This is a genomic window from Actinomycetospora sp. C-140 (assembly GCF_054796175.1).
The window spans coordinates 35,912-48,675 of sequence record NZ_JBTWNF010000019.1; the positions used below are offsets into that span (position 1 = coordinate 35,912).

Annotated in this window: 13 protein-coding genes; 5 read left to right on the forward strand and 8 right to left on the reverse strand. The window is 76.5% G+C overall.

The window, feature by feature from the left end; all coding sequences use genetic code 11:
- Positions 1-2 precede the first annotated feature (2 nt).
- From ACR9E3_RS26080 to ACR9E3_RS26110, 7 genes are all read right to left on the reverse strand, one after another.
- Complete coding sequence (locus ACR9E3_RS26080; RefSeq protein ID WP_460383646.1) at positions 3-692, reverse strand: SDR family oxidoreductase; 690 nt, start codon at positions 690-692, stop codon at positions 3-5.
- Complete coding sequence (locus ACR9E3_RS26085) at positions 689-2,086, reverse strand: PfkB family carbohydrate kinase (RefSeq protein ID WP_460383647.1); 1,398 nt, start codon at positions 2,084-2,086, stop codon at positions 689-691. The genes ACR9E3_RS26080 and ACR9E3_RS26085 overlap by 4 nt, the downstream gene beginning before the upstream one ends.
- Positions 2,083-2,682, reverse strand: a complete 600-nt coding sequence (locus tag ACR9E3_RS26090) for a D-sedoheptulose-7-phosphate isomerase (RefSeq protein WP_460383648.1) — start codon at positions 2,680-2,682, stop codon at positions 2,083-2,085. The genes ACR9E3_RS26085 and ACR9E3_RS26090 overlap by 4 nt, the downstream gene beginning before the upstream one ends.
- Positions 2,679-3,911, reverse strand: a complete 1,233-nt coding sequence (locus ACR9E3_RS26095; protein ID WP_460383649.1) for a glycosyltransferase — start codon at positions 3,909-3,911, stop codon at positions 2,679-2,681. The genes ACR9E3_RS26090 and ACR9E3_RS26095 overlap by 4 nt, the downstream gene beginning before the upstream one ends.
- Positions 3,912-4,125: 214 nt before the next feature.
- On the reverse strand, positions 4,126-5,187 hold the full coding sequence (locus tag ACR9E3_RS26100) for a glycosyltransferase (protein ID WP_460383650.1): 1,062 nt from the start codon (positions 5,185-5,187) through the stop codon (positions 4,126-4,128).
- A 51-nt stretch (positions 5,188-5,238) separates the two neighbouring features.
- Positions 5,239-6,306: a glycosyltransferase family 9 protein gene (locus tag ACR9E3_RS26105; RefSeq protein WP_460383652.1), complete on the reverse strand. Its 1,068-nt coding sequence runs from the start codon at positions 6,304-6,306 to the stop codon at positions 5,239-5,241.
- Complete coding sequence (locus ACR9E3_RS26110; protein WP_460383653.1) at positions 6,303-6,836, reverse strand: HAD-IIIA family hydrolase; 534 nt, start codon at positions 6,834-6,836, stop codon at positions 6,303-6,305. Before ACR9E3_RS26110 ends, ACR9E3_RS26105 begins: the two co-directional genes overlap by 4 nt.
- A gap of 147 nt (positions 6,837-6,983) precedes the next feature.
- Here ACR9E3_RS26110 and ACR9E3_RS26115 point away from each other — a divergent pair, with 147 nt between their 5' ends.
- The 5 genes from ACR9E3_RS26115 to ACR9E3_RS26135 all read left to right on the forward strand — a co-directional run bounded on the left by ACR9E3_RS26115 (position 6,984) and on the right by ACR9E3_RS26135 (position 11,214).
- Entirely contained in the window at positions 6,984-7,529 is a 546-nt protein-coding gene (locus tag ACR9E3_RS26115; protein WP_460383654.1) for an ATP-binding protein, read from the forward strand.
- Positions 7,530-7,612: 83 nt separating this feature from the next.
- Positions 7,613-8,527 carry a SigB/SigF/SigG family RNA polymerase sigma factor gene (locus ACR9E3_RS26120; protein ID WP_460383656.1) on the forward strand — a complete coding sequence of 305 codons (915 nt, stop codon included), beginning with the start codon at positions 7,613-7,615 and terminating at the stop codon, positions 8,525-8,527.
- Complete coding sequence (locus tag ACR9E3_RS26125; RefSeq protein ID WP_460383657.1) at positions 8,524-9,453, forward strand: glycosyltransferase family 9 protein; 930 nt, start codon at positions 8,524-8,526, stop codon at positions 9,451-9,453. Before ACR9E3_RS26120 ends, ACR9E3_RS26125 begins: the two co-directional genes overlap by 4 nt.
- A gap of 11 nt (positions 9,454-9,464) precedes the next feature.
- Positions 9,465-10,283: a DUF2127 domain-containing protein gene (locus ACR9E3_RS26130; protein WP_460383658.1), complete on the forward strand. Its 819-nt coding sequence runs from the start codon at positions 9,465-9,467 to the stop codon at positions 10,281-10,283.
- Positions 10,284-10,335: 52 nt separating this feature from the next.
- Complete coding sequence (locus tag ACR9E3_RS26135; protein ID WP_460383659.1) at positions 10,336-11,214, forward strand: DUF1206 domain-containing protein; 879 nt, start codon at positions 10,336-10,338, stop codon at positions 11,212-11,214.
- Here the strand turns inward: ACR9E3_RS26135 and ACR9E3_RS26140 are convergent.
- Positions 11,196-12,578, reverse strand: coding sequence for an MFS transporter (locus ACR9E3_RS26140; RefSeq protein ID WP_460383660.1), 1,383 nt, complete (start codon positions 12,576-12,578; stop codon positions 11,196-11,198). The genes ACR9E3_RS26135 and ACR9E3_RS26140 overlap by 19 nt on opposite strands.
- Positions 12,579-12,764: the final 186 nt, after the last annotated feature.

Here is a 12,764-nt window from a genome sequence, read left to right on the forward strand (position 1 = left end):
CGTCACGGGTACGAGCCCTCCTCCGACGAGGTGACGACGAGCTCGCGGACCTCGCTGCCCGCCGGCCGCGACAGCGCGTAGAGCACGGCGTCGGCGGTCTGGGCGGGGTCGTTGAGCTTTGCGTCGGCGCCGGGCTTGTACTGGTCGGGGCGGTCGTCGAAGAAGTGGGTCCACATGCCGCCGGGGACCAGCAGCGTCACCCCGACCCGCCCCGCGGTCTCGGCGGCGAGCGCGCGCGTGAAGCCGACGACGCCGAACTTCGACGCGCAGTAGGCGGTCGCGTCCGACACGGCCTTGACCCCCAGCGTCGAGGAGACCGTGACGACCTTGCCGCGCCGGGTCTCGAGCTCGGGCAGCGCGGCGCGGACGACGGCGGCGGTGCCCAGCAGGTTCACCGCGACGACGCGGTCCCACTCGCCCGGGTCGACGTCGACGAGGCGCCCGCAGCGGTCGATGCCCGCGGCGGTGACGACGGCGTCGAGCCCACCGACCTGCTCGCTCGCGCGGGCCACGGCGGACTCGGCGGCGCGGGTGTCGGCGAGGTCGACCTCGACGAAGGCGTGCCCCGCGTCGGGGGCCTTGAGGTCGAGCACGACGGGGGTGCCGCCCTGCGCGGCGACGGCGTCGGCCACGGCGGCGCCGAGGCCGGACGAGCCGCCGGTGACGAGGACGGTGCCGGGAGTGCTGGTCATGGGGTTCCTCCAGAAGTGACGGGGTCGGTCTCCAGGCGCGCCAGCAGCCGGGTCGACGAGCGACCGGCGTGGTACGGCACGGCGACGACCTCCCCGCCCCAGCTGCGGACCAGCGGGGTCTCGAGGAGCTCGTCGGTCGCGTAGTCGCCGCCCTTGACCCACACGTCGGGGCGCAGGCGGTCGAGCACCGCCCGCGGGTCGTCCTCGTCGAACACCTCGACGGCGTCGACGGCGGCGAGCGCGCGGAGCATCTCGGCGCGGTCGGCCTCGCTGACCACGGGCCGGTCGGGGCCCTTGAGCCGGCGCACCGAGGCGTCGGAGTTCAGGCAGACGACGAGCACGCCGTGCTCGCCGGCGAGTGCGCGCGCCGCGGCGAGGGTGCGGGCGTGCCCGGCGTGCAGCAGGTCGAAGCAGCCGCCGGTGGCGACGACCGTGGCGCCGCGGGCGCGGGCGGCGGCGACGGGATCGGGCGTGTCGTCGGGGCCGGGCGCGTCGAGCGCCCCGGCGCCCCCGGCGGCGACGAACGCCGCCGCGGCGGCGACGGCCTCCCCCACCGCGTCGTCGACCGCCGCGCCCTCGACCAGCGCGACCGCGACGCTCGCGGCGAAGCGGTCGCCGGCCCCGCACGGGTCGCCGCCGCGGGCGGGCGCCGCGGGCACGACGGACGTCCCCGTGGCCGCGCGCAGCACCGCGCCCTCGGCGCCCGCGGTCACGGCGACGGCGTCGACGCCCCAGTGCTCGCGCAGCGCCTCGCCGAGCGCGGCGGGTTCGGCCGGGAAGGTATGTGAGCGAACTTTGGTGCCATAGCCCGGAAGTTCGCTCACGTAGCCACGCGCCTCGGCCAGGTTCGGGGAGACGAGGGTGGCGCCGGGGACGGGCGGGGCGCCGTGGGGGTGCGGGTCCCAGACGACGGGGACGCGCGCCGCGGCCTCGGACAGCGCCGCGCGGACCGCCGGGTCGGCGGTCATCCCGCGCCCGTAGTCCGACACCAGCACGACGCCCGCGCCGGCGATGGCGTCGACCATCGCCGGCGACACCGCGAACGATCCCAGCCCGCCGTCGTCGACCCGGAGGAGCACGCGGTCGTCGGCGATCATCCGGGTCTTGGTCGGGACCGTGCCCTCGGCGACCGCCGCCACGACGTCGACGCCGGGCAGCAGGGCACCGACGGGATCCCCCGGCCCCAGCACCGTCACCAGCCGCACCGGCCGGTCGGTGCTGCGCGCCGCGAGCAGCGCCGTGAGCCCGGCGCCGCCGGGCCGTTCGCGACGCTCCGCGGCGCCGAGCACCGGGGCGGGCGCGTCGGGGCAGAGCTTCTCCACGGCGCCGACCACGTCGACGTCGCGCAGGCAGTCGCCGACCACCACGATCGAGCCGCGGGTCCGCGGGCTCACGGGACGAGCTCCTCGGCGGCGGCCCGCGGCGCGCGGGTCAGCGCCTTGTCGACCATCTCGCACAGCAGGTGCACCGTGACGAGGTGCGCCTCCTGCACCGAGGGTGTCGCGCCGGGCAGGCAGAGCGCCTCGGTCGCGGCGGCGGCGAGCGGATTGGGGCCCGGTCCGGTCAGCGCCCAGACGGTCAGCCCGAGCGCGCGGGCGGCCTCGGCGGCCGCGACGAGGTTGGGGCTCGACCCGCTGGTCGAGAGCAGGACGAGGAGATCGCCCGGCCGCCCGTGCGCACGGACCTGGCGGGCGAACACCTCCTCGTAGCCGTAGTCGTTGCCCAGCGCGGTGACCGTCGACGTGTCGGCGTGCAGCGCGATCGCCGAGAGCGGCTCGCGCTCGCCGCGGTAGCGCCCGACGAGCTCGGCGGTGAGGTGCTGGGCCTCGGCGGCGCTGCCGCCGTTGCCCGCCGCGAGCAGGCGCGCGCCGCGGCGCAGGCGGTCGGCGATCTCGCCGCCCCACCGCTCGATGCGCCCGGACTCGCCGGCGAGCCCGTCGAGCGTGGCGCGCAGACCGCCGAGGTGCTGGTGGACGATCTCGACGCTCATGCGGGGCTCCCGGTGGTCAGCGCGGTCCTCAGCGCGGGAACGGTGGCCGCGACCTCGCGGTACACCCGGGCGGTGGCCGCGGCGACGCGGTCCCAGCCGTACTCGGTCTCGGTGCGGCGGCGCCCGGCGCGGCCGAGCGCGCGGGCCCGCGCCGGGTCGGCGCGCAGCCCCGCGAGCGCCGCGGCCACCGCGGCCGGGTCGCCGGGACGGACGTGGTGGCCGGTGACGCCGTCGACGACGGTGTCGGCGAGCCCGCCGACCCGGGCCGCGACGACGGGCCGCCCGCACGCCATCGCCTCGAGCGGCACGAGGCCGAACGGCTCGTAGACCGGTACGCAGGCCACGGCGTCGGCGGAGCGGTACAGCTCCGGCAGCGCGTCGTGGCCGACCGCGCCGGCGAACCGGACACGGTCGGCGACCCCGGCCGCACGCGCGAGGTCCCGCAGCCGCGCCACCTCGGGGTCGTCGTCGAGCTCCGGGAGCCGCGGCCCGCCGGCGACGACCAGCGAGACGTCGTCGGGCAGCTGCGCCAGCGCGGCGATCACGGTGTCGACGCCTTTGCGCGGGACGAGCCTGCTGACGGTCAGCACCCGGAAGTCGTCGCCGGCGACCGCGCCGCCCGGCGTGAAGTGGCCGACGTCCACACCGCACGGCACGACCGTCGCCCGGTCGGCGGGCACGCCGAGCGCGACGAGCTCGTCGACCTCGTCGCGGCACGTCGCGAGCACCCGGTCGACCGAGGCGCCGAGGTCGCTCTCGACCGCGACGCGGCGCGGCGGGCTCGTGTCGTCGGCGCCCTGGTGGCGGCGCTTGACCGACCCGAGGGCGTGGAACGTCTGCACGACCGGCACCCCGAGCGCGCGGGCCGCGGGCAGCGCCGCGAGACCCGACATCCAGAAGTGCGCGTGCACGACGTCGGGGACCGCGTCGCGCCAGCAGGCGGCCAGCTCCGCCGAAAAGGCGTCCATGTGGTCGACGAGGTCGTCCTTGGGCAGCTCGCGCGGCGGGCCGGCGTCGACGTGGTCGACGACCACGCGCGGCGCGATCGGCACCCGTCGCGGTGACGTCCGGTCGGTCCGGCGGGTGTGGACGACGACCTCGTGGCCGGCGTCGGCCAGCGCCAGCGCCAGCGCGCGCACGGCGACGTTCTGGCCGCCGGCGTCGACCCCGCCGAGCCCGGCCGAGGCCGCGAGCGGACTGGCGTGCTCGGACACCATCGCGATCCGCATGCGCACTCCTCCCTCGGCCCGCACAGGGCCGGGACGTGGATCACCGAAGGCGCGCGTGGGCGCCGATGAGGACAGGAGGGACCGGGCCCGGCCCGTGGTCTGGACCGGTCCTCGTCTCCCGCGAAGGTCAGGCCCCGGCGGCAGGACGCCGGAGACGGGAACGCCGGAGGCGGGGGCGCCGCAGGTCAGGACGCCGCAGGGCTGGACGTGCTGGTCAGGACACCGTGGTCAGCGTGTGGCGAGCGGGGACCCGGTCGGAGGCGGCACGGTCCTCGACCACCTCGTCGAGCAGCCGGTCCCAGTCGTCGAGGAAGCGGCCGACGCCGTGCCGGGCGAGCGCCGCGGCGCGGGCGGCGCTGCCCGCCGCGCGGGCGAGCCCGGGGTCGTCGCGGAAGGTGCGCAGGCCCTCGTGCAGAGCCCGCAGGTCGGTGGCGACGACGCCGGCGTCGGCCGGGACGTCGACCGCCGCCTCGGTGGTGGCCAACGCGACCACCGGCATCCCGAGCATCATCGCCTCGATCAGCGACAGGCCCAGCGACGTCCACCGCACCGGGTGCAGGTAGGCGCGGTGCCGGGCCATCTCGGTGTGCAGCCGGTCCTGCGGGAGATCGCCGCCGATCGCGACGCCGGGGTGGCGCACGGCCTCGCCCAGGCGCTCGCTGCCGATCCCGTAGACGTCGAGACCGATGGTGTCGGCGAACCCCGCGAGCAGGTCGGTGCCGGTGACGCGCCCGCGGCGCACCGGCTCGTTGACGACGACCGCCGCCCGGTCGAGCTCGCCGGTGTAGCGCTCGCCGGGGTCGAGCACGCCGTGCTCGATCACGCGGACCGGTGCGCGGCCGGTGTCCCACATGAGGGCGTTGAAGTGCGTGACGTGGACGACGGGGATGTCGTCGCGGTCGGCCAGCGGGTGCCGGGACGACGGCACGTCGCCCTTGGGGGTGTTGTGCTCGACGAAGACGGCGGGCAGGTCGCGTCCCGGGCGCCGGCCGGTCCAGCGCTCGGTGAGCTCGATCTCCTCGGGCCGCTGCAGCACGACGGCGTCGATGTCGTCGGCGCGGTCGCGCAGCTGCTCCGGGGTCGCCTCCTCGGCGCGGGCGGGCCAGTCCCACGCCGCGGGCCGGCCGCCGCCCCAGGGCCCGCCCTCGGGCAGGACCGGCAGCAGGCACGTGTGCCGGCCCTGCACGAAGGCGGTCGTCCACGAGCCGTGGACGTGCCAGTGCAGGACGGTGCGCGCCGTCTGCGCGGTCCGCGAGGCGGAGGACGGGAAGGTCACCGGCGAGGTATTGGTTCCGGGCGGAGCCCATAAACTCCCGCTCCGGAACTACTACTCTCCGTGGAGGATCTCGCCGACCGCCGCGACGACGTCGTCGCCGCGCACGGTGTCGAGGCAGGGATGACCAGGGACGGGGCAGTTCCGGGCCCGTGTGCCGCGGCACGGCGCGCCCTGGTCGCCGAGCAGAATTCGTCGCACTGCGTAAGGAGCCCACCGTTGTGGGGGAACGACGGGGGCGAACAACGAGACGACCGGCACACCCACGGCGGCGGCGAGGTGGGCGGGTCCTGTGTTGCCGACCACGACCGCACGCGCCCCGGCCAGCACCGCCGCGAGCGACCCGAACCCGGTGCGCCCGCCGAGATCGACACCGTGGTCCCCGGCGACCCGGGCGGTGAGCGCCGCCTCGCCCGGCGCGCCCGTGACGACGACCCGGTGGCCGGCCGCGGTGAGCGCGGCGACGCCCTCGGCGGCGCGGTGCGGCGACCACGCGCGCGCCGGCACCGACGCCCCCGGGTGCAGCACGACGTAGTCGCCGGTGCCGGCGAGCAGCTCGGCCTCGCGGCGCGCGGCGTCGTCGACGGTGACCGCGAGGCGGCCGTCGTCGCCCGGCGGCAGCGCGTAGCCCGCGCGGTCCGCGATCGCCAGGGCGCGCTCGGGCTCGGGGAGCTCCTCCGGGAGATCCTCACCGGGGCGCAGCCGGACGTCGAGCAGGCTGCCGGGGTAGTCGACCGACGCGGCGGTGATCCGCGGGACCCCGGCGAGGCGCAGCACCAGCGCGGTCGGCAGCGGTGACTGGTGGAACGAGGTCAGGATCACCGCCTCGTCGGCCTCCAGCGCGGCGAGCGCGTCGACGAGCGCGTCCGTGTCCCCGCGGGTCACCGGCGGCGGCTCGGGGTCCACCCACGCGCACCGCCAGACCAGGACGTCGTCGACCCCGGGCAGCAGCCCTGCGGCCTGCCGCCCGCGGGGCCCGACGACGGCGACCACCTCGTCGGCGCCGGCCGCCACGGCCCGCACGGCGGGGCCGGACAGGAGGACGTCGCCGTCGCTGTCGAGGCGGACGACGAGGACGCGGGTCCCGGGAGACGGAGCCTGCGGAGCTCGACCCGTGGTCACGGCCGGAACCCCAGCAGCTCGACCGCCGCGAGGAGGTCGTCGGCGACGATCCCGCGCGCCGCGGCGTCGGCGACCTCCTCGGCGCGGGTCGCGGCGGTGGGCACGAGCACGGCCCGGGCGCCGGCCGCGTCGGCGGCCCCGACGTCGGCGGCGATGTCCCCGACGACGGCGACCTCGCCGGGCGCCAGCCCGAGCGTGGCGGCCGCGTCCAGCACCATCCCGGGGGCGGGCTTGCGGCAGGCGCAGCCGTCGGCGGCGCCGTGCGGGCACCACCGGATCACGGCGAACGGGCCCAGCAGCTCGTCGAGGCGCGCGTTGACCGCCGTCACCTGGTCGGCGGTGAGCAGCCCGCGCGCGACGCCGGACTGGTTGCTCACCACCCCGATGGGCACGCCGGCGGCGCGGAGCCGGGCCAGCGCCGGGACGGCGGCGGCGACGGGCCGGACGGCGGCGGGGTCGCCGTTGTAGGGGACGTCCACGACGAGGGTGCCGTCGCGGTCGAACAGCACGGCACGCGGTCGGGCGCTCACGGACGCGCAGCTCACCACGGGTCCCGGTCCTCCGCAGCGCCGTGTGCCCGCCGTGTGGTGCCGACCGGGCTCGGTTTGTGGTCAGGGGCCCCGGGTACACGCCGGGAGACCGGAGCCTCGCCGGTCCGTCCTCGGCCCCGAGCGGGCGTGACCGACCTGGAGGAAGCCCTCGTGATCAGCCCCCTGCCCCCCGAGAACCGGGGACCGGTGGTGTTGCGAGACGTCGAGGTGCGGGTGCTGGCGGTCCCCGAGGCGCTGGTCACCGTGCGCACCGTCGCCGGCGATCTCGCGGCGCGCGCCGAGTTCCCGCTCGACACGGTCGACGACCTCAAGCTCGCCGTGGACGAGGCGTGCATCTGCCTCGCCGACATCGCCCGGCCGGACACCCGGCTCACCGGCACGTTCAGCGTCGACGAGGACGGCATCACGATGACCGTGTCGGTCTCGACGCTCGGGCCGATCTCGCTGCCCACCGACACGTTCGCGTGGCGGGTGCTCACCGTGCTCGCCGACGACGTCCGTGTTCTCGCCGAGGCCCCCACCGAGCCGGGCGGCGCCCACCGGCTCGCGCTGCGGATGACGCTCGAACGGCCGGAACTGGTGCCGCGCGGGGACACCGGGGTCGCCGACGACGCCGAGGACCTCGCCGTCGTCGCGTCCTTCCCGGAACGCCCCGGAGCCCCGGCTCCGTGACACCGGCCGGCTCGCCCGACCCCACCGACCCGCGCGCCCCGGCGCGACCCGCCGATCCCCCGGATGTGAGCTCGATCGACGCCATGACCGACACCGCCGGCGTGACCGGTACGCCCACCGCCGACGGCGCTGCCCCGACGAACGGCGAGACCAGCGGGTCCACGGAGGGCACCGGGTCCACGGAGAACACCGGGACCTCCGAGACGTCCGGGGGCCGCACCGGGCGGCGCAGCGGCTCGCGCGGCGAGTACGACCACCTCATGCCGATGCTCGCCGAGCACGCCGCGCTCGAGAAGGGCACGGCGGAGCGCCGGCGGCTGCGCGACGAGCTGGTCCGCGGACACCTGCCGGTCGCCCAGCACATCGCGCGCCGGTTCTCCCGGCGCGGCGAGCCGGAGGAGGACCTCGAGCAGGTCGCGACCCTCGGGCTGATCAACGCCGTCGACCGCTACGACCCGGAGCGCGGCACCGACTTCCTGTCCTACGCGGTGCCGACGATCACCGGCGAGGTCCGGCGCCACTTCCGCGACCAGGCCTGGTCGATGCGCGTGCCGCGCCGGCTCAAGGACCTCAACGTCACGCTGTCCTCGGCGATGTCGCAGATGTCGCAGACGCTGGGCCGCGCGCCGAACGCCGCCGAGCTCGCCGAGCACCTCGGGATCGCGAAGGAGGAGGTGCTCGAGGCGCTGGAGGCCTCGAACGCCTACCGCAGCGGGTCGCTCGACGAGATGCTCGTCGACGACCCGGACTCGGGCACCGTGTCCGACCTGCTCGGCGAGGCCGACGCGGCGCTCGACCAGGTCGAGTACCAGCAGTCGCTGGCCCCGCTGCTCGAGAAGCTCCCCCAGCGCGAACGCACGATCATCAAGCTGCGCTTCTTCGGGAACCTCACGCAGTCGCAGATCGCCGAGCAGGTCGGGATCTCGCAGATGCACGTGTCGCGGCTGCTCGCCAAGACCCTCGCCCAGCTGCGCGAAGGACTCGGCGACGCCCGGTGAGAGCCGTCGTCCTACGCGACCTCGGCCTCGGTGACCTGCTCGTCGCCGTCCCCGCGCTGCGCCTGCTCCGCCGCGCCCTCCCCGACCACGACATCACCCTCGTCGCCCCGGCCGCCCTCGCCCCGGTGGTGGCGCGCATCGACGCGGTCGACTCCCATGTGAGCGAACTTCCGGGCTATAGCACCGAAGTTCGCTCACATACGGCCGTCAACCTCCACGGCAAGGGGCCGGAGAGCCACGCGCGGTTGGACGCACTGGAGCCCGAGGTCCGGATCGGCCATGCCGCACCGGGCTGGGACGGGCCGGTGTGGGTCGACGACCCGGCCCGCCCGGAACGCCGCCGGTGGTGCGACCTGCTGGTGGACACCGGGCTGGTCGGTCCCGACGAGGTCGACGCCGACGACCTCGCCCTGCCCGGCCGCCGCCTCGTCCCCGGCGGGCCGGTGGTCGTGCACCCCGGCGCCGCGTACGGGTCCAAGCGCTGGCCGCCCGAACGCTTCGCCGCCTGCGCCGCGGCGCTGCACCGGCAGGGGCGGGCGGTCGTCGTCACCGGCGGCACGGACGAGCGCGCGCTGACCGCCGAGGTCGTGGCCCGCGCCGGCCTGCCCGCCGACGCCGACCTCGGCGGGCGCACCGACCTCGCCGGGCTGCTCGACCTCGTCGCCGCCGCCTCGCTCGTCCTCGCCGGCGACACGGGCGTCAGCCACGTCGCCACGGCCTTCGGCACGCCCTCGGTGACCCTCTTCGGCCCGGTGCCCGCGACGCAGTGGGGCCCGCCGCCCGAGGGGCCGCACGTCGTCCTGGGTGACGACACGGCCCGGCGCGGCGAGCGCTTCGCCGACGACCCCGACCCCGCCCTGCTCGCCGTCACGCCCGACCAGGTGCTCGCCGCGATCCCCTCCCCGGCCCGCGCCGTTCCCGCCTAGCATCACCCTCCGTGAAGCTGCGCTACGAGCTGCTGGGCTGTGCGCTGCACGGGCACGCGCTCGTCGGCACCGACGCGGCCACCGTGCGTGCCCAGGACGCGCCGCTGGTCCGCGAGGACGCCGCCAACCCGGCCGGCCTGCGCTGGTACCGCTGCCTGCGCTGCGACGCCTGGGAACCGCGGCCGGCGCCCGCCGAACCCACCCGGGACACCGTGCCCGGCCCCAGCGAGGTCGAGGTCCCGCTGCGCGGTCGCCCGCTGCGCGACCGCTTCGTGCTGCGCCTCATCGCGCTCGACCGGGCGGTGCACGTCGTCGGGCTCGGGCTGCTGGGCGTCGCCGTGCTGGCGTTCGCCACCTACCGCGAGGCGTGGGGCCCGACCGTCGGCCAGATCATCGGCATCCTGCAGGCGACGCTCGGCGGGCCGGTCGGGCACGGCGGGCCGACGCTGCTGGTCGAGGTCGAGCGCGCCTTCGACGTCGCGAGCGCCACCCTGTACTGGCTCGCGGCGGCCCTGCTCGCCTACGCGGTGCTCGAGGCCGTCGAGGCCGTCGGTCTCTGGTACGCCCGGCGCTGGGCGGAGTACCTGACGTTCGTCGCCACCACGGTCCTGCTCGCGCCCGAGATCTGGGAGATCAGCCACGGCCCGACCGTGACGAAGGTGATCGCGCTGGTGATCAACCTCGCGGTCGTCGCCTACCTCCTGGTCGCCAAGCGGCTGTTCGGGCTGCGCGGCGGCGGGCGCGCGGAGGCCGCCGAGCGCGCGCACGACACCGGGTGGCCGGCGGTCGAGCGGACCACGCCGGGCGACATCACCCTGACGGTGCGCTGAAATCACGTCACATCACGCTGCCGACACCTCCGGCACGGGGTAGGCAGGACCCGTGAGGCTGCTGCCGGGGACCGCCCCGGTCAGGGACGACGCGACACGTGGCCTTCCCGGCGCTCCCGACCCCGACTGGCACCGCGACGAGCACGACGCCCCCGGCCACTGGTCGGAGGTGCTCGGCCGCGTCGGCCTCGGCGCCTACGGCGTCGTCCACCTGCTGCTGGGCTGGCTCGCGGTCGCCATCGCGATGTCGGGCGAGCGATCGCCGGTCGACCAGCGCGGTGCGGTCGCGATCGTCGCGCACGGCGGTCTCGTCGGACGGTTCCTGCTCGCGCTGGCGACCGTGTGCCTGGTGACGTTCGCGGTGTGGCAGCTGCGCGCCTGCGCGGTCGGCTTCCGCTGGGTCGACGAGCCGAACCTGCGGTGGCGCAAGCGCATCGGGGCGTTCGCCAAGGCCCTCGGCGTCGGCGGGGTCGCCTACTTCGCCGTGCGGGTGACCGTCTCGCCCAGCGAGAACGCCTCCGAGCTCCAGGTCGTCGCCCACGAGACCTTCGCGCTGCCCGGCGGGCGCCTGCTCGTGCTGCTCGCCGCCGTGGTCGTCCTCGTCACCGCGGTGTCGACGGCGTTCACAGGCATCGCGGCGACGTTCCTCGGCGACCTCGTCCCCGAGAAGCTCACCCCGCGCCTGCGCCACGTCGCCCGCTTCCTCGGCGGGATCGGCAACCTGACCCGCGCCGTGGTCTTTGGGGCGATCGGGGTGCTCGCGCTCGAGGCGGTCGTCGACGACGACCCGGACGAGGTGGGCGGCCTCGACGTGGCGCTGCGCGCCCTCGCCGACCACACCCTCGGCACCTGCGTCCTGGTCATCGCCGGTGTCGGCTTCGCCGCCTACGGGCTGTACTGCCTCGTCGACGCCTACGCCCGGCACCCCTGAGCCACCGCCGCCGGGGCGGGCACGCACGCACCCGCCACCGCGCCGGTCGCGACGATCGCCGCGCAGGCCCCCATCGCCGGCACGAACCCGGCGAGGAACGCCGCGGGGCTCCCGTAGCCGCCGCGCGGCGCGAACACCGCCACGAGCACGGCGAGCCCGAGGACCCCGCCGAGCTCGCGCAGCGTGCTGTTGACGCCCACGGCCTTCCCGACGTCGTCCGGCCCGAGCCCGCCGAGCACCGCGTTGGCGGCGGCCGGCATGGCGAGCGAACCGCCGATGCTGGCCACGACGAAGCCGGGGACGAGGTCGCCGTAGGACAAGGCCGGCGCCGCGACCGCCACCCACGCCAGCCCCAGCGCCGTGAGGGCGAGGCCGAGGGTGAGCGGCAGGCGGTTGCCGATCCGGTCGGCGAGCATCCCGCCGACCGGCCCGAGCACGAACAGCGACGACGTCCACGCCATCAGCCCGAGACCGGTCTGCAACGGCGAGAAGCCCAGGCCCACCGACAGCAGCTGACTGAAGAAGAACAGGCCGCCGAACACGGACACGAACAGGCCGACGGTGGCGAGGTTACCGGCGACGAAGCCGGGCGCACGCACGAGGCGGACGGGCAGCAGCGGGGTCCTGGCCCGCTGCTGACGGAGGACGAAGGCCGCCCCGAGCGCGACCGCGCCGGCGAGCGCCGCCAGCACCTCGCCGGACGCCCAGCCCGCGGCGTTGCCGCGGGTCAGGGCCCAGACGACGCCGAGCGCGGCGCCCGCGAGCAGCACCACGCCGGGCGCGTCCATGGTCGCGTCGCCGCCGCGCGACTCCGGGACGACCGCGAGCACGAGCGGCACGACGACGAGCCCGATCGGCACGTTGAGCCAGAACACGAACTCCCAGCCCACGAGGTCGGTGACCACGCCGCCGAGCCCGGGGCCCGCCAGCACCGCGAGTCCCGTCACGCCCTGGAGCACCCCGAGCGCGCGGCCGCGGTGCTCGGGCGGGTAGGCGGCGCCCACGATCGTCATCCCGAGCGCGGTGGCCGCCGCGGCCCCGGCGCCCTGGACGGCCCGCGCGACGACGAGCGTGCCGACGTCGGGGGCGAGGGCGCAGCCCGCCGACGCGGCGGCGAACAGCACGAGCCCCGCGGTGAAGACCCGCCGGCGCCCGAAGCGGTAACCGAGCGCGGCGGCGGGCACGAGCAGCACGGCGAGGGTGAGGTTGTAGGCGTTCACCGTCCACTCGAGCGACTCGACCCCCGCACCGAGGTCGTGGCGGATGGTGGTCAGCGCCGTGGACACGACGAGCGTGTCCAGCGCGCACATCAGCGAGGTCACCGACACGAGCAGGAGCACCGTGGTGCGCTGTCGCGGGGTCATGACCCGTCCTCCTCCGGGAGCGGGCGGGGTCTCTTCCCCGCCCTGTCCTCGGTGGTGACTCGGTACGACTGCAGGACTCATCGGTGCGCCGGCGATACTTCGAACGCATGTGAGCGAACTTTGGTGCTATAGCCCCGAAGTTCGCTCACGTGGGGCACCCGCTGTGACGCCCGCCGGGACCGGTTG

Coding starts and splice junctions, on each gene's coding strand:
- ACR9E3_RS26080 (WP_460383646.1), bottom strand. CDS start 692: ATGACCAGCACTCCCGGCACCGTCCTCGTCACCGGCGGCTCGTCCGGC.
- ACR9E3_RS26090 (WP_460383648.1), bottom strand. CDS start 2,682: ATGAGCGTCGAGATCGTCCACCAGCACCTCGGCGGTCTGCGCGCCACG.
- ACR9E3_RS26095 (WP_460383649.1), bottom strand. CDS start 3,911: ATGCGGATCGCGATGGTGTCCGAGCACGCCAGTCCGCTCGCGGCCTCG.
- ACR9E3_RS26120 (WP_460383656.1), top strand. CDS start 7,613: ATGACCGACACCGCCGGCGTGACCGGTACGCCCACCGCCGACGGCGCT.
- ACR9E3_RS26140 (WP_460383660.1), bottom strand. CDS start 12,578: ATGACCCCGCGACAGCGCACCACGGTGCTCCTGCTCGTGTCGGTGACC.